Source organism: Sporichthyaceae bacterium (assembly GCA_036269075.1).
GTDB lineage: Bacteria > Actinomycetota > Actinomycetes > Sporichthyales > Sporichthyaceae > DASQPJ01.
Genome location: DATASX010000103.1, coordinates 56,717 through 78,971 on the forward strand (window position 1 = coordinate 56,717; position 22,255 = coordinate 78,971).

A 22,255-nucleotide genomic window follows, 5' to 3' on the forward strand; every position below is an offset into this window, starting at 1 on the left:
CTCCACACCATCGACGCGACGTCGACCGATGGCTGTGGAAATTACCCCGCGCGACTCAAGTTGGCGTCCCCTTTACCCGACGTTCCAGTCACGGAAACGACGCACCACATGCGAACTGACGGCCTGTCACCGAGTTGGGGCCGCCGCCTGGAGGAGTACTCGATGCCCGGAACCTCACACCGACCTCCGCCGGCCGGCGCAACCGTCCGGATTCCACGCCCGCGGTCGAGCAGCCCGGCCCTGATTCACGAGGCGGACTTCTTCAACGGCACCGCCGACATGCTGACCCGAACCGTGCCGTTCCTGTACGAGGCCGTCGCCGGCGGCGAACCCGCCCTGGTCATGCTGCACCCGGAGCGGGCCGCCGCCGTCCGGGCCGCTTTGGGTGCCGACGCCGATCGCATCACCTTCCTCGACAAGACCGCGCACCACCAGCCGGGCAGTCTGATCCAGATCTGGCAGGCGTTCCTGGCCGAGCACCCGCAGCCGTGGGTCCGGGGCATCGACGAACCGCTGCGGGCCGGTGCCCGGGCGGCCGAGACCGCGGAGGCGCAGTTCCACGAGCGGCTGATCGGCGACGCCTTCTCCGGCACCGGCCAAGGTCTGTTGTTGCGGTGCCTGTACGACGTCGACACCTTCGGCCCCCGCGAACTCGCCGACGCCCGCGCCACCCACGCGGTCATCGGCGGCGAACTGCGCAACGGCTACGCCGAGGCGCGGGTCGGCCCGGACCTGTTCACCGCCGGACTGCCCACCCCCCCGCCGCGCGCGCACCGCGAGCCGTTCGCCGGGGCGCGCAGCCTGGCCTGGGCCCGCCGTCAGGTTCTGGTCCGCGCCCGACTGGCCGGGCTGCCGCCGGAGCGCTGCTACGACCTGGTCATGGCCGTGAACGAACTGGTCACGAACGCGATCTCGCACGGCGGCGGCAACGGGTTGCTGTCGATCTGGCAGGAGGACGGGCACCTGGTCTGCGACATCCACGACCTCGGCCGACGGGTGGACGGCTCCGGTCGGCTCGTGCCGAGCCTGACCTGGCGCTACGGCCGCGGGCTTTGGCTGGTCCACAGCCTGTGCGACCTGGTGCAGCTGCGTTCCTCGCACGCCGGGACGACCGCCCGGGTGCACATGGCCCTGCACTGACCCACGCCCCGAGGCCCGATCCGACCGATGGGATGATCGACCCCGAGACCGCCGCGGTGGCGGGCCTGGGGGCTTGGGTGGACTTCGCTGTCGTCGCAACGGTATTCGGGCTGATCTTCGTGGCCGAACTGCCGGACAAGACCGCGATCTCCGCACTGGTGCTGGGCTCGAAGTACCCGGGGTCGTGGGTGTTCACAGGTGTGGCCGCGGCGTTCGCGGTCCACGTGGTGATCGCGGTGGCGGCGGGCTCGGCGATCTCGCTGCTGCCCCACCGTCCCGTGGCCGGGATCGTCGGCGCCCTGTTCCTGCTCGGGGCGATCCTGCTGTGGCGGGAGGTCGGCAGCGAGGACGAGGACGAGGACGAGGAACCTGCCGGCCTGACCGAACCGGCGGCCGGTTTCGCACGCGTCGCGGCGATGGCCTTCGGCGTCATCTTCGTGGCCGAGTTCGGCGATCTGACCCAGATCCTCTGCGCGAACCTGGCCGCCAAGTACGGCAGTCCGTTGAGTGTGGGCCTCGGTTCGGTGCTGGGGCTCTGGGCGGTCGGGTTGTTGGCGATCCTCGGTGGGAAGACGTTGCTGCGGGTGCTGCCGGTCGCGACGATCGCCCGGATCGCGGCGGTGATCATGGCCGGCCTCGCGTTCTACGAGATCCTCGACGCCATTCGCTGAGCCCCGCTCAGACCGGCGACCGGCCGGTGAACGCGACCACCCGCTGGGTGGCACTGGCCTGCAACGGCGCGTGGAGCTCGGGCCCGTAGAGGCCCTTCTCGCGCATCGCCGGGACCAGCCGGCCGCCGACGGCCTCGGCCAACGTCGCCTCGGCCGCAGTGAACTCGACCCGCTCACCCAACGCCCAGGCCAGGTCCCAGCTGTGCACCAGGGTCGAGAAGGTGATGATCGCGATCGCCTGACCGGCCGGCAGCGGGCCGAGCACCGTGGTCAGGGTCGAGTCCCAGTCGCGGATCGAACTCCAGGCCAGGTGCGAGCGCTCGAAGATCCGCTTGGTCACCCCCGCCGCGTCCGAGCCCAGGATGTCGTCGCCGGCGAACAACTCCGACTCGGTCGGGCCGCCCGCGCCGTCGACGGCGCTGGAGAACGCCTCCACCGACTGCAGCGTGTGGCTGAGCACCGCCCGCACGTCCCAGCCGACGCACGGGGTCGGCTTGGCGAGGTCGCTCACCGCCAGGCGGTCCACCAGCTGCGCCAGGCGGGTGTCGGCACCGGCCAGCAAGGCCAGGGAACTCTCCATAGCTAACTCCTTTTTCATTGAACACCGTTAGGCCGTGCGGAGAGCATGGCCTGCCTCGTCTAACGCTGTCAATAGATGGCTTGCGTTAGAATGGTGGCGTGGAGTTCCCACTGTTCGGTCAGACCGTCGCCGTCGACCTGGTGAACACGCTCTGGGCGCAGGGCGGCCGGATCGTAGACGCGCTGGACTCGGTGGGCGGAGCCAACCGGTGGTTGGTCGCCGTGGCCGACAACCGGTTGTCCGACGGCACCACGCTGCAGGAGGCCGCCGGGGCCGTGGCGGTCCGGCTGCGGGACGAACCGTTCCGTGCCGCTTTGGCCGAACTCCGCGACCAGGCCCGCGACGTGCTGATCGCCGGGGCCAACGCGCGGCGCCCGACAGCCCGGTCGCTGGACGCGGTCAATCGCAGCGCCGCCGCGGCGCCCAGTCGGCTGCAGGCTCGGGTCGATGCCCAGGGCGGGTGGAGCCTGCAGCGTCTGCGCCAGCCACCGCTGTCGATCGCCGTGCTCGCGGCACTGGCCGAGGACGTCCTGGCCACGGCCGCGCTGGGCACCGGCCTGATCGAGTGCACCACCCCGAACTGCCTCGGGGTCTTCGTGCAGGACGACCCGCGGCGCCACTACTGCTCACCGGCCTGCGCGAACCGGGCTCGCGTGGCCCGGCACTACGCCCGCACCCACGGCGGGGCGGACCCCGCCTCCTGACAGCGCGTCAGTGCCCGGAGTACTCCGCGTCGGTGACGTGGGCGCCCCAGGTCATCTCCGAGTTCGAGGTGTCGTAGGGCGCCTCGGTGATCGACAGGTGGGTCATGAAGTGGTCGGCAGCCGCGCCGTGCCAGTGCCACTCCTCCGGCTCGGCGCGCACGATGTCGCCAGGCCGGAGTTCGGCGATCGCGGCGCCGCGCGACTGGATCAGCCCTCGCCCTTCGGTGACGTAGAGGGTCTGCCCGAGCACGTGGCAGTGCCAGGCAGTGCGCGCGGCCGGGGTGAACCGGACGGCCAGCACCTGGGCCCGGGCCGGATCCTTGCCTTGGAAGATCGGGTCGATCCACACCTCGCCGGTGAACCACTCGGCGGGGCCCTTCATCGTCGGCGGCTTGGGCAGGTGACCCACGGCGAGCTCCTAATCCTCGGTTTCGGCACGGAACTGACGCTACGTCAGCCGGTGTTGCGCAGGCCCACCGCGATCGCGTTGGCCGACAGCAGCAGGGCCCGTTGCACGCTCGGGTCCGGATCGATGCCCTCGGGCAACGCCCGCACCCCGCGCAGCAGCGAGACCTGCAGGTAGGACAGCGGGTCCAGGTAGGCGTCGCGGATCCGCAGGGTGCGTTGCAGCACCGGGTTCCGCGACACCAACTCCTCCTGTCCGGTGACGGCCAGCAGCTCACGGACCGTCAGTTCGTACTCCGCGCGGATCGCTTCGAAGAGGTGACTCAGCTCGGCCGGGACCAGGGCCTCGACGTAGTGCGCGGCGATCCGCAGGTCGGTCTTGGCCAGCGTCATCTCGACGTTGGACAGGAAGTTCGCGAAGAAGTGCCAGCGGGCATTCATCTGGGCCAGGAGGGCGCCGTGGCCCGCCTCCCGCGCCGCGGCCAGCCCGCTGCCCACACCGAACCAGCCCGGGACGATCTGCCGCGACTGCGTCCAGCCGAACACCCACGGGATCGCGCGCAGTCCGCCGAGCCCACCGCCGGAGTCCGGACGCCGGGACGGCCGGGAGCCGATGTTCAGTGCGCCGAGCAGTTCCACCGGGGTGGCGGCCAGGAAGTAGGCGGGCAGGTCCGGATCCTCGACGAAATTCAGGTAGGCCTGGTGCGCGGCTCCCGAGACCAGGTCCATGCAGGCGTCCCAGTTCTTGAGCTCCTCCGGGGTCTGCCGCGGGCCGCGGTTGAGCAGCGTCGCCTCGATGACCGCGGCCACCGTCAGCTCCAGGTTCTCCCGGGCCAACGCGGGCAACAGATACTTGTCGGAGATGACCTCGCCCTGCTCGGTCACCTTGATCTCGCCGGCGAGCACGCCGCGCGGCGAGGCCAGGATCGCCTCGTGGCTCGGTCCGCCGCCCCGGCCGACGCTTCCGCCGCGGCCGTGGAACAACCGCAGCCGGACCCCGTGCGCGGCGGCCACGTCCCGCAACGCCCGCTGCGCGCGATGGATCTCCCACTGGGCGGTGGTGATGCCGCCGGCCTTGTTGGAGTCGCTGTAGCCGAGCATCACCTCCTGAACGTCGCCGCGCAGTTCGAGCAGCCGACGGTAGGGCGCGATGCGCAGCAACTCGTCGAGGATCTCCGCGGCGGCGGCCAGTTCAGTCGGCGTCTCCAACAACGGCACGAACCCGATCCGAGCGTGACCCTCCGTCAGATCGACCAGGCCGGCCTCGCGGGCCAGCACCACGGCAGCGAGCAGGTCGTCGACGCCGGTGGTCATCGAGACGATGTAGGACTCCACGACCGCTGGGCCGAAACGGTCGAGCAGGTCGCCGATCGCGACGAACGCCTCGTAGGTGCGCCGGCCGTCGTCGTCCAGCGGCGGCGGGGTCGGGGCCAACGGCCGACGGCCCGTCAGTTCGGCCACCAGCAAGGCCGTCCGGTCCGCGCGCGGCAGCTCCAGGTAGGGCCGTGGCGCTTCACCGAGCCGGTCGACCAGTTGGCCCAGCGCGGCGTGGTGGGCATCGGCGTGCTCGCGCACATCAAGGGTGGCCAGGTGCAGGCCGAACGCGGCGATCGTGCGGATGCCGTGCTCCAACCGACCGTGAGCGACCAGTTCGGCACCGTGCTCCACCAGGGAATCGCGAACCAGCAGCAGGTCCTCGAGCAGTTCGTCGGCACCGAGGTAGTCCCGGCCCGGGGACGGCGCCGCGCCGCGCGCGATGCGGGTGCGGGTGTTGGCCAGCTTGGCGCGGATGCAGGTCAGAGCCAGCCGGTACGGCTCCTCCGCGTTCAGCCGCCGGTGCCGCTCGGCGACCTCCGGCAGCCGCTCCAGATCCGCGGCCAACCGGTCGCGCAGCGCCGGGCTCGCGGGCACCATGCGGCTGGACTGCGACAGGTCCTGGCGCAACTGGTCGACGACGTCCAGCGCCACCGCGATGCCGTACTCGTGGCCGAGCACCATCACGTCGCGGGTGGCCTGGGCCGAGACGTTCGGGTTGCCGTCGCGGTCGCCGCCGATCCAGCTGCCGAACGTCAACGGCCGCGCCGTCGGCGCCAGGTCGACGCCCAGGTCGGCGAAGCTCCGCGCCATGTCCTCGAGCAGATCGGGCATCGAATGGCGGGCCAGTTCGGCCAGGTAGTAGACCGCGTTGCGGGCCTCGTCGATCGGCTCCGGTCGTATCAGGCGCAGTTCGTCGGTCTGCCAGAGCAGTTCGATCGCCTCGGTCAGGCGATGCTCGGCCCGGCGGGCCTCGGCCGGTCCGACCGGCTCCGCGTCGAGCAGTTCGGCGATCTGCGCCAGCTTCGTCAGCGTGCTGCGGCGCGCGGCCTCGGTGGGGTGGGCGGTGAACACCGGCCGCACCGACAGCCGCGAGATCCCGTTCGCCAGAGCCGCTGCGTCGACGCCGGCCGCGCGCACCCGGTCGACCGCGCGGTCCAGCCAACTGCCCTGTTCCATCCGCAGCCGGGTGAGCTCCCGGGCCCGGTGCACCTGCTCGCAGACATTGGCCAGGTGGAAGTACGAGCCGAACGCGCGGACCAGCAGGGCGGCGGTGGCCGGCGGCAGGCCGCCGAGCAGGTCGGCCGCAGCCGCTGAGTCGGTGCGCACGGTCGTGCGAACCGACTCGACCAGGTCCAGGAGATCGGCACCCTCCTGGCGAGCCAACGTCTCGCCGAGCAGGCCGACCACGCGGCGAATGTCGGCCCGCAAAGCGGCGTACGGATCCTCGGCTTCGACGTCCATCACCGGCAGGCTAACCGGGCGGGATTACGCCCAGGTCAGGAGCGACCGCTCGACTTCCCCCGATCGCCGCCACCGGCGCCGACCGGCCGCAGCTCCCACGGCGTCGAGTCGACCTTCTTGAGCCGTTCCAGGGCCACCCGGCCCTGGATCTGCTGCGCGGTGACCGTGCGCTCGGAGCGACCACGGCCGACGAAACTGATCGTCCACCGCAGCAACGTCGTCAGCCGGTTCTTGAACCCGACCAGGTAGATCAGGTGAATTACCAGCCACATCAGCCAAGCGATGAAGCCGGAGAGCTTGATCTTCCCGATCACGGCCACCGCGTTGAAGCGCGAGACCGTCGCCATGCTGCCCTTGTCGTGGTACTTGAACGGCTTGGCCTCCGGGCGCCCGCGGGCCGCCCGGTCGATCGCCGCGGCGGCGTGCTTGGCGCCCTGCATCGCTACCTGCGCGACGCCCGGCAGGTCGTCCAGCGCGATCATGTCGCCGACCACGAAAACCTCGGGATGCCCCGGCAGCGTGAGGTCGGGCAGGACCTTGATCCGGCCGGCCCGGTCCAGGCCGGCACCGGACTGTTCGGACAGCGCACGACCCAGCGGCGATGCCGCGACGCCCGCGGCCCAGACCTTGCAGTACGACTCGATGCGCGTCCGCTTGCCGGAGTGGTCCTCGAACACCACGCCCTCGGCGTCGAGGTCGACTACCTTCTGCCCGAGCGCGAGCTCGACGCCCATCTCCTCCAGCCGGTGGGCGGCCTTCCGGGACAGCTTGGGGCCGAAGCCTGCCAGCACCGAGTCCACGGCGTCGACCAGCACGATCCGCGCCTGTGACGGGTCGATGCGGCGGAAGTCGCGGGGCAGCGTCCGGTGCGCGAGCTCGGCGATCTGCCCGGCCATCTCGACCCCGGTCGGCCCGGCGCCGACGACCACGAACGTGAGCAGGCGTCGCTGCGACTCCTCGTCGCCGGCGACCTCGGCCCGTTCGAACGCGCCGAAGATCCGGCCGCGCAACTCCAGGGCGTCGTCGATGGACTTCATGCCCGGCGCGTAGTCGGCGAAGTGGTCGTTGCCGAAGTAGGACTGCCCTGCACCGGCGGCCACGATCAGGGAGTCGTAGGAGGTCCGGAAGGTGCCGATCGGGGTGTTGGCCGTCACGGTGCGTTCGGCCAGGTCGATGTCGACGACCTCGCCGAGCATGACCCGGGAGTTGCGCTGGCGGCTGAGGATCTCCCGGGTGGCGGGGGCGATCTCGCCCTGGGACAGCACCCCGGTGGCGACCTGGTACAGCAGGGGCTGGAACAAGTGGTGACTGGTACGCCCGATCAACGTGACGTCGACCCGGGACTTGCGTAACGAACGCGCGGCGAACAGGCCCCCGAAGCCGGAGCCGATGATGACTACGTGGTGACCCGCCTGTTGCGACATGCCGCGAATCTTCCCCAATCGGGGCGTTGAACCGCAGTGAGCCGTCCCACCTACCCACGTCCAGAGAGCGTGCAGCCGGATGAGTTGCGCCACACCCCGACCTGGCCGCCGCGCCTCGACCAGTCAGCGAGGCACGGCGGCGGCAGCTCACTGCGGCTGCGGGACGATCCGGATGTAGGGCTTCGGCTCCTTCCAGGTGCCGAAGATCTCCTTCGCCTTCTCGTTGTTCACCGAGCCGGCGATGATCACGTCATCGCCCTGCTGCCAGTTCACCGGGGTGGACACCGAGTGCTTGGCGGTGAGCTGGAGCGAGTCGATGACCCGCAGGACCTCGTCGAAGTTGCGGCCGGTGCTCATCGGATAGACGAGGATCAGCTTGACCTTCTTGTCCGGGCCGATCACGAAGACGTTCCGGACGGTCATGTTGTCGGCCGGCGTGCGGACCTTCGCGTCGCCGGAGGTGCTCGCGGGCAGCATCCCGTACAGCTTCGAGACGACGAAGTTGTTGTCCCCGATCAGGGGGTAGTTCGGGGCGGTGCCCTGGGTCTCCTCGATGTCGCGCGCCCAGCCCTCGTGGTCGCCGGTCGAGTCGACCGAGAGGCCGATGATCTTCACGTTGCGCTTGTCGAACTCCGGCTTCAGCTTGGCCATGTAGCCCAGTTCGGTGGTGCAGACCGGGGTGAAGTCCTTCGGGTGGGAGAACAGCACGGCCCACGAGTCGCCGATCCACTCGTGGAACTTGATCGGGCCCTCGGTGCTGTCCACCTCGAAGTCGGGCGCGGTGTCGCCGATGAGCAGAGTCACGAGTGCAATCCCTTCGAAGCTGGTTCCGGCGGCGCGCCCGCCGACTCTTTGCACCCTAGTCGCCGCACTCCGCGACGTGCCGGCCCGTGCCGGGAGCGTCCGGCGTCCGGAAGCCGGCCTCTGCACCGGTTCGGGACGCAACGGCTGACCAAGACTTGACCACACACACAGGCCGCTCCCACGACCCGTACACATCCGCGCGCGTCGAACCGACTGCGATCAACATCAGCGGCCGGAGCGTCGGGGGACAGCCGTGCGAGTCATCGTTCGTTCGGGGCGCCGGCTCCTCGGCCGCGGGGCCCTGACCGGGCTGCTGGCCGCAAGCGCGGTGATCGGCACCACGGCGGGCACGGCATCGGCCGGCACCGGCCAGGTGTTCGTCGTGGCGCACCGGGGCGACACCGACGACGACCCGGAGTCGACCCTGCCGGCTTTCGAGGACGCCATCGACGCCGGTGCCGACGGGATCGAGTTCGACGTCCGCTACACCAGGAACGGCACGGCGGTGGCAATGCACGACGCCACCGTGGGCAGCACCACGAACTGCACCGGGTCCGTGGCCTCGTTGACTTTCACGAAGCTCGAGAAATGCGACGCGGGTTCCTGGTTCGGCCCGGCGTTTGCCGGGACGAAGGTGCCGACCGTCAACCACAGCCTGCTCTACATCGCGAAGCGATCGAGCACCGTGAAGGTCTTCCTGCACATCAAGACGAAACTGACCCAAAGTCAGGCGAACAACTTGATGAAGACTGTGAAGGCCGACGGCATGGCCGGCCAAGTGATCTTCGTCGTGGAGAACGACCCCAACGGGCACAAGCTGCACAACGCCGGCGTGCCGCACGACGACCTGGCGCGGATGGTCCATTCCGCGGCCGACTGGCAGCGCGACTACGCGATCCTCGTGCCGTACGGCGACGCCGACGACACCGGCCTGGTGACCAGAGCACTGGTCGCCGCCGCCGTTTCCGCGGGCAAGTTGGTCCTGCCCGTCCAGGGCGAGCCGGCGTCGCTGACCCAGATCATCACCGACGGCGCGAACGGCGTTTACGTCAACGACCTGCACGCCGCGATGGCCACGCTCACCGCGGACGGCCTGCGCTGAGGCCGATCCGTCAGGCGAACGCGCTGACCCCGGTGATGTCGCGACCGACGATCAGGGTCTGGATCGTCTCGGTGCCCTCGAAGGTGTGCACCGCCTCGATGTCGGTCATGTGCCGGATGGTGTGGAAGTCGAGCAGGATCCCGTTGCCGCCCATCAGGTCGCGGGCCTCGGCCAGGACGTGGCGCGCCTTGCTGGTGTTGTGCATCTTGGCCAGGCCGGCCAGGGTCGGCTCGAGCCTGCCGTCGGTGGCCAGCCGCGCGATCTGCATGCAGTACAGCTGCATCGCGGTGACGTCGGCGAGCATCCGGACCAGGCGCTCCTGGATGATCTGAAACGACGTCAGACTCTTGCCGAACTGCTTGCGGTTGCGGGCGTAGGAAAGCGCGGCGTCGAACCCGGCGACGGCGTGGCCGAGCGCCATCCAGGCGCAGGCCCCGCGAGTGCCCACCAGCACGTTGGCGCAGTCCTTGAACGAGTTGGCCCCGGGCAGCCGGTTCTCGGCCGGGACGCGTACGCCCGCCATCGTGATCTCGGCCTGCCACACCGCGCGCAACGAGCCCTTGCCCTCGATGACCCGGGCCGACCAGCCGGGGCTGCCCTTCTCGACCAGGAAGCCCTTCACCTGACCGTCGGCGACGTCGCGGGCCCAGACCACCACGACGTCGGCGATGCTGCCGTTGCCGATCCACTTCTTGGCGCCGTCGAGCACCCAGTGCTCGCCGTCGCGTCGGGCCGAGGTCTCCAGCGCGATCGAGTCCGAGCCATGGTCCGGTTCGGTGAGCGCGAACGCGCCGATCACGTCGAGGGCAGCCATGCCCGGCAGCCAGCGCTGCTTCTGCTCCTCCGAGCCGCACAGCGCGATCGACTGCATCGCCAGGCCCGCCTGCACGCCGACGAACGTCGAGACGCTGCCGTCCCCACGGGCCAGTTCCATGTGCACCAGACCGGCGGCCAGCGGGTCCATCGGCGGGCAGCCGTAACCGGCGATGCCGTCGCCGACCAGGCCGAGCTCGCCCAGCTTCTTGACCAGCGGCCAGGGGAACTCCGCGCGCTCCCAGTACCCGTTGATCACCGGAAGCACGTCGTTGTCGACGAAGGACCGGGCGCGCAACAGGTAGTCGCGCTGCTCCGCGGTGAGCTGCTCGCGCAGCAGCAGATAGTCGGTGCCCAACGCCTGCCCGACCCCGAGCAACAGGTCATCCACGACGGCCTCCTCCACCGGCCGACCACGGCGTCGACGCAGTGGCCCGACGCTATCCCCCGGCAGGCCGTGAGCCGCGCCTGAGCCGAGAACCGTCCGTTCGGACCATGTCGCCAACAGGTTTGCGATGCAAACTAGATGGCATGACGCGCTCGTTGAATCCCGCGGAGAACGACCCGCGGGCCCTGTTGTCACAAACCCGGGCGCTGGCCGCCCAGGTCCGTCGCGCCCGCCGCGGCGCCTGGTTCCCGCTGCTGGTGTTCGCCACGATCACCGTCGCGGCCGCGCCGTTCAACCGGTACGGTCCGCATCCGCGGCACTGCGCCGCGCCAACCCCGGACACCTTGGTCTGCAGCATTGCCCCCACCCTCGCCCTCTGGTACTGGCCGATCGCGGTCCTCGCCGCGTACGTGGCGATCGGCTGGTTCTACGTGCATCGGTCCCGGCGCCTGGGCCTCGCGACCACAACCGCGCCTTATCTCGGACTGGGAGCACTGCTGACCGTGCTCACCGCGGCCTGGGCGTGGTGGGCCGATCACCACCCGGGGTTCCTGATCGGCACGCTGCACCTGCAGCCCGGCCGTCAGTCGGAGTTCCTCTACCGGATCGCCGGACCGGCCGGCGCCGTGGGCCTCGCGCTGCTGCTGCCGGCCTGGACGGAACGCAGCCTGCCGTTGCTCGCGGTCACGTTGGTCTACCTGGTCGTCGAGGTCGGCAGCGCCGGCGTGACCTGGTTCCACCGGCCGACGCCGTGGGCGTTCCTGCCGCGCCTGCTCATCGACGCGGCCGTGCTCCTGGTCGGTGGGATCCTGCTCGCCGTGACGCAACGCGCCGAAGCATGACCGAACACCCCGTCAACGGCATCGACGACGTGGTCCACCAGCGGGTGCGGCTGGGGATCATGTCGGTCACCCGGGAGGCTCGGAAGGTCGAGTTCGGCTTCCTGCGCACGACCCTGGGGCTGACCGCCGGGAATCTCTCGCAGCACCTGACCGTGTTGGAGAACGCCGGACTCGTCGCGATCGAGAAGGGCTACGAGGGACGTCGCGGGCGGACCTGGATCGAGCTGACCAAGGCCGGCCAACGCGCCCTCGACGGGGAGATCGCGGCGCTGAAGTCGTTGATCCAGCACCTGGAGCGGGGCTAGCGGGGCAGCCCGAACGGCCTCAGGCCACCTGGAACGAGCGCTTGGCCAAGCCGAACACGAAGCCGTCGATGGCAGTGGTGACCGGCGCCTCGGGCGCGGTGGCCGCGCCGAGTGTGACGAAGATCGGCGTGAAGTGCTCGACAGTCGGGTGGGCATAGGGCAGGCCCGGGGCCCGGGCGCGGAACTGGGCCAGTTCGTCGACGTCGCCGCGGGCGAGCGCCTCGGCGGCCCACCGGTCGAACTCGCGGGACCAGTCGGGCACGACGCCGTCCACCCACATCTCGCGGGTCAGGAACGGCAGGCCGTGGGTCATGAAGCCGGAGCCGATCACCAGGACTCCCTGCTGGCGCAGGGTTTTCAGCCGCTCTCCGAGGGACAGCAACTTGGCGGTGTCCTGGGTCGGGAGGCTGAGCTGCAGCACCGGGATGTCGCCGTGCGGGTACATGATCTTCAGGGGAATCCACGCCCCGTGGTCCAGCCCGCGGTGATGCTCGTGCACGTGCTCGGTGTCCGGCAGCGCGGCACGCACCCGCCGGGCGAGGTCGGTGGCCTCCGGGGTGTCGTAGCGCATCCGGGAGTACAGCGGCGCGAAGCCGCCGAAGTCGTAGACGAGTTCGGTCGGAGTGCTGCTGGTGATGCCGAGGCCGGCTGACTCCCAGTGGGCGCTGACGATCAGGATCGCCTTCGGTTTGGGCATGGTCCGGGCCCACTCGAACAGTTCACCCATCCAGCCGGCGTCCTCCAGGGTCGGCGGCGCGCCGTGCGAGAGGTAGATCGCCGGCAGCGGGCCGTCGTCGGGACCCCAGGGCCGGTGCGGCGCTTCGGTGTCGCGGGCAGCCACTCGATGCAGGTGTGCCGCGAACGGGTGGCCGGTGTCGATCCGCGCATCCGCGGCAGCCGTACGCGAGTTCTGGCCGGTCAGGGTTACCGGGTTGGACATCGGGCGCCTCCGATCCGGCTCGGTGCCATCGTCCACCTCAATCACTTCATGGTGCAAGTTATTCCGGATGTAGAATCGGTTGCGTCGTGAAGTAAGCTAGGGGCGTGCCCGAGGCGCCTGCGAGCTGGCTGGACGAGACGGAGATGGCCGCCTGGCTGGCGTTGATCGGCGTGGTCGTCAAGCTTCCCGGCGCCCTGGACCGCCAGTTGCAACGCGACAGCGGGGTCAGCCACTTCGAGTACATGGTGCTCATCGGCCTGTCCGAGGCGCCGGGTCGAACACTTCGGATGAGCGCCCTGGCGGAGTTCACCGACGCTCAACTCCCCCGCCTGTCGCAGGTGGCGGCGCGGCTCGAAGGCCGCGGACTGCTGACCCGGCGTCCGGACTCGGCAGACGGCCGCGCCACCCTGGCCACGCTCACCGCCGCGGGGCTGGCTCTGGTCGTCGGCGCCGCGCCGGGCCACGCCGCCGAGGTGCGCCGCCTGGTCCTCGACCGGCTGACTCGGGCCCAACTGCGTCAACTACGCGACATCGGCCGCCGCATCGGACTGCACCCCGATCATCGATGAGCGGGGCGCGCACTCCGATGCGCGGGGCGCGCACTCCGATGCGCGGCGCGTCGGAATCAGCCCGCCGGAGGCCCGATTTTTGACGCGCCGCGTATGAGAGTGGACGTTTCGCTCATCGATGAGCGCAGGGGCGCTAAGGCAGGCTCAACAGCTTGACTGTCTCCTCGACTGTGGCGATGTCACGGTCTAGGTCCTTGGCCAGCGCTACGGCACGGGCAACGAGGGCGTCATTCCCCTGTACGGGGCGCCCCTTGCCCAGGTAGAGCGTGTCCTCCATGCCCGCGCGGGCGTTCCCACCCATCGCCAGGCCGATTCCGGTCAGCGCCAAGTTGCTCCGCCCGATCGCGATCACCTGCCAGATGCAGCCCTCCGGCAACCGGCGCACCATCTCGACCAGGTTGACCGCCGTCGCCGCGGCCCCGCCCGGCACGCCCAGCACGATGCTGAACTGCAAGGGGTCATCCAGCAGGCCCTCGTCGCGCAACCGCAGCACCGCGTCCAGATGCCCGGTGTCGTAGATCTCCAGCTCGGGTTTGACGCCCAACTCCTGCATCCGGGCCGCCAGCCGGCGCACCCCGGCGGGCGGGTTGAGGAACTCCCCGGACCCGAAGCTCATCGAGCACGGGTTCAGCGTGGCCATTCGCGGCCGCAGCTCGACCAGCTTCTCCCGGTCCTCGAACGGCACATCGAGACCGACCCCGGTGGACATCTGGATCAGGATCGGGCAGCGGTCGGCGATCAGGTCCATCACCCGGCGCGCGATCCTCAGGTCCGGGGTCGGCCGGTGCTGCTCGTCGCGCAGGTGGATGTGGGCGACCGCCGCGCCGAGGCCATAAGCGCGGTGCACCGCTGCGGCGATCTCGTCGGGCTGGGTCGGCAACGTCGGGTTGTCCGTCTTGCTCGCGATCGGCCCGGTGCTCGCGACGGTGATGACGGCTGACATCCTCACCGAACGCTCTCGCCCGACGGACGCCCGGCTTCGGCTGGAAAACTCCGGATCAGTGCGCCGACGGCGTCGAGTCGGGCGATCTCGGTGTCGGTCAGGCCGATCTCGCGGAGGATTTCGGAGTTGTGTTCGCCCTGACGGGCCACTACATCCGGTCCGGCAAGATCCCGCTTGGCCTCGCTGAAGTGCCACGGGCGGCCGGGGATCTGGTACTCGCCGCCGGACCGGTCGCTGACCGCGCGGATCGCGGACCAGTCGGTTGACCACTCGCTCTCGGCGAGCTCGCGCAACCCGCGGACCCGACCCGTGGCGATCTTCGCCTCGTCGAACTGGGCATCGAGGGAGGCCATGTCCGAGAAGGTCCCGATCCACTCCTGCACGATCGTATGCAGTGCCGCGAGATTCGCCAGACGGTCGGTCGGGGTACGAAAGCGGGGGTCGTCGGCCAGGTCCGGTCGACGCATCGCCGCGAGGTAGAACGGGAAGGACATGCTGCCGACCAGCGACATCGGACTGGCGAAGACCTCCCCGCCCGGGCCGCGGAAGAACGGGCCGTCGTCAGCGCCGAGGATGGGCCGCTCCGCGCCGAGGTCGACGTCGGACATCTCGACGTGGACGCGCTCGTTCACCGAGAGCATCACCGCGGCCATCGCCACGTCCACGTACTGTCCCTCGCCGCTGATCGTGCGCCGGTTGAGTGCGGCGAGGATCGCGATCGTGGCGTGCAGCCCCGAGTAGACATCCGCGTGGGAAAGCGAATCGCTGCGCAGCGAGGTCCCGTCGCGCCCGAACTGCTCGTTGGTGATCGCGGTCAGACCGGCCTCGGCCTGGACAGTCGGGGCGTAGGCCATCCGCGAGCTCCAGGGCCCGTGCTGGCCGTAGCCGGAGATGGAGACATAGACGACGCGCGAGTTCACCTCGCGCATCGAGTCGTAGTCCAGACCGAACGAGCCCAGCGTGCCGGGGCGGAAGTTCTCGACGATCACGTCCGCGGTCCGGCACAACTCGAGGACGACCTCCCGAGAGCCGGGCACCCGCAGGTCGACCGAGAGGTTGCGCTTGCCGGCGTTCTGCTGGGCGTAGTACCCGGAAACCCCGTCGGTGTTGGGGAAAGCCTTGCGCGACAGGTCACCGCTCGGCGGCTCGATCTTGATCACGTCGGCGCCGAGATCGACCAACGTCTTGGCGCAGTGTGGACCGGCGAGCACCCGGGAGAAATCGATGACCCGCAGACCGTCCAACGGCAGCGTCATCGCTCAACGCCCCTCGAAGCGCGCCATGCCGACCCCGCGCTCCTGGTACGAGCGAGCCCCGGTGCGAAAGTCGGCCGAGGCGAAGATCGCCTTCTGCAACTGGGACATCGCCTGGTCGGCCGCCTCGATGCCCTGCGTGATCGCGATGGCCAGCAGTTCCTTGGTGGCGGCATGGCAGACCGTCGGGCCGTGCGCGAGTTCCTGCGCCAGCACCATCGTCGCCGACGTGAGTTCCTCGTCGGGGACGACCAGGTTGATCACGCCCCACCTCTCCAAAGTGGCGGCGTCGTAACGCCGCCCGAGCATTGCCATCTCAGCCGCGCGCGCGGCGCCGGCGCGCTGCGCCACCCGCTGGATCGCGCCCATCAACGGGTGCAGTCCGACGGTGACCTCCACACTGCCGATCTTCGAAGACGCCGCCGCGACGATCAGGTCGCAGGCCAGGGCCAACTCGAAGCCACCACCCACACAAACACCGTGCACGCCGGCCACGATCGGAGCCGGGAACCGCCGGAACGCCTCGAGCAGGTCGAGCAGCGGCCAGTCCAGCTCCGGTGAGATCTCGGCGGCGGCCAGCATCTGGTCCAGGTCCGCACCTGCCGAGAAGTGCCGCGCAGCGCTGCGGATGACCACGGCGCGAGCGCCCTGCGCCTTCGCCCAGGCGAGCGCATCGATGATCTCGACGGTGAACTCTCGGCTGAGCAGGTTGTAGGGCGCGTGCTGCAACGTCAGGACGGCGACCGCCTCGGCCATCTCCTTGCCCACCAGCGGCGTGCTTGGATCTGCCGGGCGGGTTTGCGCCGCCACCGCACTTCCGGTCACGTATGGCCTCCGACTTCAATCTGATGATGCCTCAGGAACAAGCAACCGGGCGTCGTGCCCTCGTCCAGCGGGCGGCGCTTCAGCACGGCAGCGCCCGCCGATGGACGTCGCCATGTTGTATGTAAACATGCATAATTGTCAAGCGCACCAGACCCGAGGAGAAGGCAGGCCTGTCATGACGTGGTTCACCCCCGACCGGGGACTGGAAACGCTGCGCGGCGAGATTGCCCTGCAGCGCAAGGCAATCGCGGCCACCCCACCGGACGCGACCGTGCCGATGTGCCCGGGCTGGACCGTCACCGACCTGGCGGTGCACGTCGCCGGGGTCTACCGCTGGGTGGGCACGATGGTCTCGGCGTCGCGCGACCGGCCACCGAACCGCGACGAGCGACGGGAATTGTTCAGCGACCCGGACCCGACCGACGTCGTCGGGGTGCTCGCCCGGCTGGATGAAGCAGCCGACCGCATCCTGGCGACGCTGGCCGAGGCCCAGGACTCCCAGTCCTGCTGGACGATCTGGGACACCGGCCGCCCGGCCCGGCACTTCTGGATCCGGCGGATGCTGCACGAGACCCTGGTCCATCGGGTCGACGCCCAGAACGCCCTCGACGGGCACCCCACCTCGGGCGCGGACCTCGACCGCGAGCCGGCCGCGGACGGCGTCGACGAGATCATGTGCGGGTTCGCGGCCCGTTACGAGGCCACGCTGCGCACGGATTCCGAGTGCGTGCTGGCCGTGCGCGCGATCGACGTCGAGGCGGCCTGGTGGGCGGCGCTCGGGCCGGAGGCACCGACGTTCGGCCGGGGCGAGCCGCCGCGCGCCGCGGACCTCACCGTCTCCGGGCAGTCCGGCGAACTGCTGCTGTGGTTGTGGAACAGGCGCGACGCCGCCGGCCTGGACAGCCGCGGCGACGCGGGCCTGCTGACCACCTGGCGGGCCGGCGCGCACCTGTAAGGCGGCGTCAGTGCGTGATCGCGCCTGGGTCAGCGACGGCCTCGGGCAGGATCACCCCGTCCTCCAGGACGTTGGCGCCGGGAACCTCGTGCAGGAAGATCGCCAGGTTCGCCTTGGGTTCGCCGGCGATCTCGCTCCAGGCATCGGCGATGCCGTGCAGGAGCCGACCGCGCAGGGCGGCCGAGCGGCCGTCCCGGAGCAGGCCGATCATCCGGTGAGAGGCGACCGCTTCGCCGGCGACGAACGTGGTGTCGGCGGGCGCCTGCGCGAACGAGCAGTGCACATAGCGCCCCGGCGCGCCGGTCAATTCGGAGTGCACCTTGGTGGTCGCGACCGCGATGTCCGTACGCCGCTCCCACGAGGCGCTGCCCGGCGGGACCGTGAATCGATAGAACGGCATCGGCGGCTTCCTCCCAGCATGGACCTCAATTGAGTCTGACGGTACTCGCGGACGCCCCAAGAGTGCAACTGACCTGCTCACTCTCAAATCAGGTCTCATAATGGGCGCATGCGGCACGACGAACTGAGCGACGTTTACTGCAGCGTCGCGCGGACCTGGGCGGTGATCGGGGAGCGCTGGACGATGCTGGTGCTGCGGGAGTGCTTCCGCGGCGAGACGCGCTACGACCATTTCCGGTCGAAGCTCGGACTGGGCAACAACGTGCTGAACGACCGCCTGAGACTGCTGACCGAGGAGGGAATCCTCGAGCGCGTGGTCTACCAGCAGAGCCCGGCCCGGCACGAGTACCGGCTGACCAAGAAGGGCCAGGACCTGTACCCGGTGCTGCTGAGCTTGGTTTCCTGGGGAGACACCTACAAGAACGACGTGGCCCCGATGCAGCTGAGCCACCGCCCCTGCGGCCACCAGACGGTGCCCCGAATGACCTGCTCCCACTGCGGCGAGCAGGTCGCCTGGCGCGAGATGTCCGCGCAGTTCCAGCCCGACGCCTGGTGATCGAACAATACTGACGGTATGTCAGGTTCCTTGCATGCCACGGGAGACGACCTCCAGCAGCACGTCGCGCGCCGCGGTCCGATCGGCCTCCCCGAGGTCGCGCAGCGGCCCGTCGTTGAGCAACGACGCCAGCCCGTGCACCGAGGCCCAGGCCGCGTACTCCAAGCCCGCGCGCCGTTGCTCACCGACCGCGCCAACTGCCACGAGGTCGTCCAGACAGGCGTTCAACAGGCCGAACGGGCCGAGGCCGCACGGCCCGACACCCTCGTCCGGGCCGAACATTTCGGTGCCGCGCGGAACCGCGAACGCAGTCCGGAACCAGCCCGGCTCGGTGGTCGCGAACTCCACGTAGGCCTGTCCGAGGGCGGTCAACCGTGCCCAGGCGGCACTGACCGGGTCGGTCGGCGCGAGCTGCGCCATGCGCTGTTCCATCAGTCGGGCGAGCTCGCTCATGCAGCGCTCGCAGACGGCACGCAAAAGCTCGTCGCGGTCGGCGAAGTGCCGGTAAGCGGCGTTGTGCGAGACCCCGGCAACGCGACTGACGGCCCGCAGCACGACCGCGTCCGGGCCCTCCACCCGGGCCAACTCGACCCCGGCGTCGACCAGGGCCTCCCGTAGCCGGCCGTGGTGGTACCGCCGCGCCTCCGACTCCATGTTGACAGTGTCCACTTCCCGTGCAACTCTCGTCAACAGTCGATGTTGTCAATGTCAACATAGGAGCTTCGCGTGAGCCACCCGCGTATGAGATTGAGCCACATGCGTATGAGAGAGCCCCGTCCGATCATCGATGATCGGAGGGGGCAGGATCGGCGCCGGTTCGCGGTCCTGGCGGCCGCGTGCCTCGCGGTCTTCGCGATCAACCTGGACACCACGATCGTCAACGTCGCGCTGCCCGAACTCGCCCTTCGACTCGACGCCGGAACGCGCGACCTGCAGTGGATCGTCGACGGCTACAACCTCGCCTTCGCGGCGCTGGTGCTCATCGGCGGCTCGATCGGCGACCGCTTCGGCCGCCGCCCGACGCTGTTGGCAGGGCTGCTCGGCTTCGCCGCGACCAGCGCACTCGGCGCGCTGTGCTCCGATGCCGGAGAACTGATCGCCGTGCGGTTCGCGATGGGCGCATGCGCGGCTCTGATCTTCCCCACGACGCTTTCGATCATCACCAACGCGTTCCCCGAGCGCCGCGAGCGGGCCAAGGCGATCGGTGTCTGGGGCGCGGTGACCGGAATCGGCGTCGCGGTCGGCCCGATCACCGGCGGCGAGTTGCTCGCCCACTTCTGGTGGGGCTCGGTGTTCCTGGCGCTGACGCCGGTCGCGCTACTGGCCGCCGCGTTGACCTTCGTGCTGGTACCGGAGTCGTCCGACCCGGCGGCGGCCCGGATCGACCTGCCCGGTCTGGCCACCGCGTCGGCGAGCATCGGCGTGCTGGTCTACACGGTCATCGAGGCGCCGCAGCGGGGTTGGACAGCGCCGCTGAGCACTGCCGGTTTCCTCGCCACCGGCGCGCTCGTCGTGCTGTTCGTCGCGATCGAACGCCGGGCGAGCAGCCCGATGATCGACGTCGGTCTGTTCCGCACCCCCGCGTTCTCGGCGGCCAGCGCCGCGGTGACCGTCGCATTCTTCGCGCTGTTCGGCTTCATCTTCCTGATCACGCAGTACTTCCAGTTCATCCGCGGCTACGGTGCCCTGTCGACCGGGGTGCGGATCCTGCCGGTGGCCGTGACGATCGCGATCGGTTCGGTGGTCGGGGCGCTGCTCGCGTCGCGCATCGGGACCCGGGTGATCGTGGTCAGCGGGCTGCTGATCTTCGGCGCCGCCTTCGCCTGGATCGCGGTCTCGCCCACGTTTCTGCCGTACCGTCAGATCGTCGGCCAGATGGTGCTCCTGGGCACCGGGCTCGGGATGACCACCGCCCCGGCCACCGAGTCGATCCTCTCGGTGCTGCCACCGGCCAAGGCCGGCATCGGGTCAGCGGTCAACGACGCGACTCGCGAGGCCGGCGGCACGCTGGGGGTCGCCGTGATCGGCAGCGTGTTCACCTCGGTCTATGCCCAGCACCTCGCCCACGCGCCCGCCGCCGTCCGGAACTCGGTCGGTACGGCCATCGCCACGGCCGGCCGCACGCAGGACTTCGCTCTGCTGACCGAGGTCCAGTCCTCGTTCATGCACGCGCTGCACATCGCGTGCCTGGTGGGCGCGGCCGTCTGCTGGCTCGGGGCAATCGGCGCGCTCCTGCTGCCCGGCCGCGTCCGCGCCGCCACGGCGACGCCGCGAACGACGTTGTGCGGGCAGCCTCGCCCGGCCCAGTTCTCCTGGTGAGCCGCTGAACTACATCCAGGATCAAAACGGGGGCGGTTCCTCGGGCACCGGCGCACGCGGCTCGGGCTGGGCAATCCGTTCGGTCGGTGAATCGATTCCGTCGGCATCGGGTGGTCGGGTTCGGTAGGCCCGCCCGGACGGTGTGGTCAGGGTGAGGGTGCCGTCGGGGTCCTGGGTGGCTTTCCAGCCGGGCAGGTGCTTGATGCCGTGGTGCTTCGGGCATCGCAGGGCCAGGTTCTTGGTCAGGGTCGGGCCGCCGCCGGCGTGGGCGTGGGTGTGGTCGTGCTCGGTGCGGGTGGCCCGGCAACCGGGGTGGACACAGTGCTGGTCGCGGGCGTTGATGTAGCGGGCTTGGGCCGCGGTGGGCAGGCGGCGGGTGGGGTCGGCGTTCAGGTCGGGATCGGTGGAAACGACCTGGACCTGGTAGCTGATCCGCGGTGCCATGTCGGCGGGGAAACAGATAGTCGACCAGCGCGTCGGCGCGGACGGCGTCGATGCTGCGCTCATCCCCTGGGGTGATGGCTTGGCGGGCGGTGGCGTCGATGACCGCGAAGGCGGTTTCGGCGACCGGGGTGGGCAGGATGGCTTCCAGGGCGGACATCCCGTCGCCGATCTCCCACATCTTCACCGAGCGTTGCGCGAGTGCCTTGGCGCGGCGTTTGGCGACCGCGTTGGCGTCGAGGCGGGCCACGGCGCGGCGGGTGGCGCGGCGCAGGTTCGCCGGGGTGAGTCCCTCGGCCTTGCCCAGCATCTCCGCTTCCAGGCCCTCGAGCAGTTCGGCGTCGAGCTCGGCGGTCTCCTCCAGGATCACCCGGGCCTTGGCCAGGGTGATTCGCCCGGCGCACAGCGCGGCCAAGGTGCCCGGCAGGCGGCGCCGCAGCTCCACCGCGACATGGACCCGGTGATCACTGGTCCGATCGGCCAGGCCCAACTCCAGGGCGACCTCGGCGTAGGCCAAACGCTCGGCGAAGTCCAGCTCCTGGGACTGCTCCCAGGTCTGCGGGTCGACCCAGGCGGGGCATTCCGCGCGGTGCCGGGCAAGGGAGTCGGCGACCCATTCGGCCATGGCCAGCACCTGCTCGCCGTGCAGCATCGCGATCTGCCGCTCGATCAGCCCGATGCGGGCCAGCACGTCCGTCCCGTCGGTGACCGCGCCGGTCCCGGTGGTCTCGCCCGCGGGTGGCCGCGAGCCAGTCCAGGGCCTCGTCGACCGAGATCATTCGGTTCGAACTGGTGTTCGACATGAGACTATTCTCGCCCAGTTTTCCCACCTCTGCAGGGGAAATCAGCAGTTTCCCGAACCTGTTTTTCGCTGGTCGGGGCGGGTGTCGAGCGACGCCGCGGTCTTGGTTGCTCGCCGTTACGGAACCCGGATTCAGCGGGCCGCGGTTGGGCCGCCCGGCCGGGGTCGCGGCCCCGACGGCCCTTGCCGCGTGCTGGATCCGGATCGAAGAACCCGTGGCCGGGCGCCGTAGTTGGTTACTGCGATCAGGGGTACCGGACTTGGGAACCGGTGACCGAAGTGCAACGGACCTGCACA

24 protein-coding genes are annotated in these 22,255 nt (G+C 70.1%); 11 read left to right on the top strand and 13 right to left on the bottom strand.

The genetic code is table 11. The features are described 5' to 3' along the window. The first annotated feature begins 162 nt into the window (after window positions 1-162). The gene (locus VHU88_19265) at window positions 163-1,140 is read left to right on the top strand and encodes an anti-sigma factor RsbA family regulatory protein (protein ID HEX3613836.1); all 978 of its coding nucleotides are present in this window, start codon (window positions 163-165) and stop codon (window positions 1,138-1,140) included. Window positions 1,141-1,172: 32 nt separating this feature from the next. Then, window positions 1,173-1,811: a TMEM165/GDT1 family protein gene (locus VHU88_19270; protein HEX3613837.1), complete on the top strand. Its 639-nt coding sequence runs from the start codon at window positions 1,173-1,175 to the stop codon at window positions 1,809-1,811. 7 nt (window positions 1,812-1,818) lie between these two features. Here VHU88_19270 and VHU88_19275 read toward each other — a convergent pair whose 3' ends face one another. Further along, window positions 1,819-2,391 (bottom strand): TIGR03086 family metal-binding protein, encoded by a 573-nt coding sequence (locus VHU88_19275; protein HEX3613838.1) that lies wholly within the window; start codon window positions 2,389-2,391, stop codon window positions 1,819-1,821. Window positions 2,392-2,489: 98 nt separating this feature from the next. Between VHU88_19275 and VHU88_19280 the strand changes: the two genes are divergently transcribed. Continuing rightward, complete coding sequence (locus tag VHU88_19280) at window positions 2,490-3,095, top strand: CGNR zinc finger domain-containing protein (GenBank protein HEX3613839.1); 606 nt, start codon at window positions 2,490-2,492, stop codon at window positions 3,093-3,095. A gap of 7 nt (window positions 3,096-3,102) precedes the next feature. On the opposite strand, the gene VHU88_19285 is transcribed toward VHU88_19280, so the two are convergent. The 4 genes from VHU88_19285 to VHU88_19300 all read right to left on the bottom strand — a co-directional run bounded on the left by VHU88_19285 (window position 3,103) and on the right by VHU88_19300 (window position 8,506). Next, window positions 3,103-3,504 (bottom strand): cupin domain-containing protein, encoded by a 402-nt coding sequence (locus VHU88_19285; protein HEX3613840.1) that lies wholly within the window; start codon window positions 3,502-3,504, stop codon window positions 3,103-3,105. 44 nt (window positions 3,505-3,548) lie between these two features. Beyond that, complete coding sequence (gene ppc / locus VHU88_19290) at window positions 3,549-6,278, bottom strand: phosphoenolpyruvate carboxylase (GenBank protein HEX3613841.1); 2,730 nt, start codon at window positions 6,276-6,278, stop codon at window positions 3,549-3,551. A 35-nt stretch (window positions 6,279-6,313) separates the two neighbouring features. Continuing rightward, complete coding sequence (locus VHU88_19295) at window positions 6,314-7,702, bottom strand: NAD(P)/FAD-dependent oxidoreductase (protein ID HEX3613842.1); 1,389 nt, start codon at window positions 7,700-7,702, stop codon at window positions 6,314-6,316. A gap of 147 nt (window positions 7,703-7,849) precedes the next feature. Further along, window positions 7,850-8,506, bottom strand: a complete 657-nt coding sequence (locus VHU88_19300; protein ID HEX3613843.1) for a peroxiredoxin — start codon at window positions 8,504-8,506, stop codon at window positions 7,850-7,852. A gap of 253 nt (window positions 8,507-8,759) precedes the next feature. Between VHU88_19300 and VHU88_19305 the strand changes: the two genes are divergently transcribed. Next, the gene (locus VHU88_19305) at window positions 8,760-9,608 is read left to right on the top strand and encodes a glycerophosphodiester phosphodiesterase family protein (protein ID HEX3613844.1); all 849 of its coding nucleotides are present in this window, start codon (window positions 8,760-8,762) and stop codon (window positions 9,606-9,608) included. A gap of 10 nt (window positions 9,609-9,618) precedes the next feature. Here VHU88_19305 and VHU88_19310 read toward each other — a convergent pair whose 3' ends face one another. Next, complete coding sequence (locus VHU88_19310; GenBank protein ID HEX3613845.1) at window positions 9,619-10,812, bottom strand: acyl-CoA dehydrogenase family protein; 1,194 nt, start codon at window positions 10,810-10,812, stop codon at window positions 9,619-9,621. A 140-nt stretch (window positions 10,813-10,952) separates the two neighbouring features. On the opposite strand from VHU88_19310, the gene VHU88_19315 reads away from it, so the two are divergent. Both VHU88_19315 and VHU88_19320 read left to right on the top strand, forming a co-directional pair. Continuing rightward, window positions 10,953-11,651: a hypothetical protein gene (locus VHU88_19315; protein HEX3613846.1), complete on the top strand. Its 699-nt coding sequence runs from the start codon at window positions 10,953-10,955 to the stop codon at window positions 11,649-11,651. Beyond that, window positions 11,648-11,956 (top strand): transcriptional regulator, encoded by a 309-nt coding sequence (locus VHU88_19320; protein HEX3613847.1) that lies wholly within the window; start codon window positions 11,648-11,650, stop codon window positions 11,954-11,956. Before VHU88_19315 ends, VHU88_19320 begins: the two co-directional genes overlap by 4 nt. A gap of 19 nt (window positions 11,957-11,975) precedes the next feature. Here the strand turns inward: VHU88_19320 and VHU88_19325 are convergent, their stop codons facing one another. Further along, complete coding sequence (locus tag VHU88_19325) at window positions 11,976-12,896, bottom strand: class III extradiol ring-cleavage dioxygenase (GenBank protein ID HEX3613848.1); 921 nt, start codon at window positions 12,894-12,896, stop codon at window positions 11,976-11,978. Between the two features lie 104 nt (window positions 12,897-13,000). Between VHU88_19325 and VHU88_19330 the strand changes: the two genes are divergently transcribed. Further along, window positions 13,001-13,465 (top strand): MarR family transcriptional regulator, encoded by a 465-nt coding sequence (locus tag VHU88_19330; protein ID HEX3613849.1) that lies wholly within the window; start codon window positions 13,001-13,003, stop codon window positions 13,463-13,465. A 133-nt stretch (window positions 13,466-13,598) separates the two neighbouring features. Here VHU88_19330 and VHU88_19335 read toward each other — a convergent pair whose 3' ends face one another. Genes VHU88_19335 through VHU88_19345 form a run of 3 tightly spaced genes read right to left on the bottom strand, consistent with a single transcriptional unit; the run spans window position 13,599 to window position 16,486 of the window. Next, window positions 13,599-14,408, bottom strand: coding sequence for a 3-keto-5-aminohexanoate cleavage protein (locus VHU88_19335; GenBank protein HEX3613850.1), 810 nt, complete (start codon window positions 14,406-14,408; stop codon window positions 13,599-13,601). A gap of 2 nt (window positions 14,409-14,410) precedes the next feature. Further along, window positions 14,411-15,664, bottom strand: coding sequence for a CaiB/BaiF CoA-transferase family protein (locus VHU88_19340; GenBank protein HEX3613851.1), 1,254 nt, complete (start codon window positions 15,662-15,664; stop codon window positions 14,411-14,413). 3 nt (window positions 15,665-15,667) lie between these two features. Next, entirely contained in the window at window positions 15,668-16,486 is an 819-nt protein-coding gene (locus tag VHU88_19345; GenBank protein ID HEX3613852.1) for an enoyl-CoA hydratase/isomerase family protein, read from the bottom strand. Between the two features lie 175 nt (window positions 16,487-16,661). Here VHU88_19345 and VHU88_19350 point away from each other — a divergent pair, with 175 nt between their 5' ends. Next, on the top strand, window positions 16,662-17,441 hold the full coding sequence (locus tag VHU88_19350; protein HEX3613853.1) for a maleylpyruvate isomerase family mycothiol-dependent enzyme: 780 nt from the start codon (window positions 16,662-16,664) through the stop codon (window positions 17,439-17,441). Between the two features lie 7 nt (window positions 17,442-17,448). Here the strand turns inward: VHU88_19350 and VHU88_19355 are convergent, their stop codons facing one another. Continuing rightward, window positions 17,449-17,841: a tautomerase family protein gene (locus VHU88_19355; GenBank protein ID HEX3613854.1), complete on the bottom strand. Its 393-nt coding sequence runs from the start codon at window positions 17,839-17,841 to the stop codon at window positions 17,449-17,451. A 108-nt stretch (window positions 17,842-17,949) separates the two neighbouring features. Between VHU88_19355 and VHU88_19360 the strand changes: the two genes are divergently transcribed. Next, complete coding sequence (locus VHU88_19360; protein ID HEX3613855.1) at window positions 17,950-18,396, top strand: helix-turn-helix domain-containing protein; 447 nt, start codon at window positions 17,950-17,952, stop codon at window positions 18,394-18,396. Between the two features lie 21 nt (window positions 18,397-18,417). On the opposite strand, the gene VHU88_19365 is transcribed toward VHU88_19360, so the two are convergent. Then, complete coding sequence (locus VHU88_19365; GenBank protein ID HEX3613856.1) at window positions 18,418-19,050, bottom strand: TetR/AcrR family transcriptional regulator; 633 nt, start codon at window positions 19,048-19,050, stop codon at window positions 18,418-18,420. Window positions 19,051-19,158: 108 nt separating this feature from the next. Between VHU88_19365 and VHU88_19370 the strand changes: the two genes are divergently transcribed. After that, window positions 19,159-20,715, top strand: coding sequence for an MFS transporter (locus VHU88_19370; GenBank protein HEX3613857.1), 1,557 nt, complete (start codon window positions 19,159-19,161; stop codon window positions 20,713-20,715). A 21-nt stretch (window positions 20,716-20,736) separates the two neighbouring features. On the opposite strand, the gene VHU88_19375 is transcribed toward VHU88_19370, so the two are convergent. Further along, window positions 20,737-21,159 carry an HNH endonuclease signature motif containing protein gene (locus VHU88_19375; GenBank protein ID HEX3613858.1) on the bottom strand — a complete coding sequence of 141 codons (423 nt, stop codon included), beginning with the start codon at window positions 21,157-21,159 and terminating at the stop codon, window positions 20,737-20,739. Between VHU88_19375 and VHU88_19380 the strand changes: the two genes are divergently transcribed. Beyond that, window positions 21,158-21,961: a hypothetical protein gene (locus VHU88_19380; protein ID HEX3613859.1), complete on the top strand. Its 804-nt coding sequence runs from the start codon at window positions 21,158-21,160 to the stop codon at window positions 21,959-21,961. The genes VHU88_19375 and VHU88_19380 overlap by 2 nt on opposite strands. Window positions 21,962-22,255: the final 294 nt, after the last annotated feature.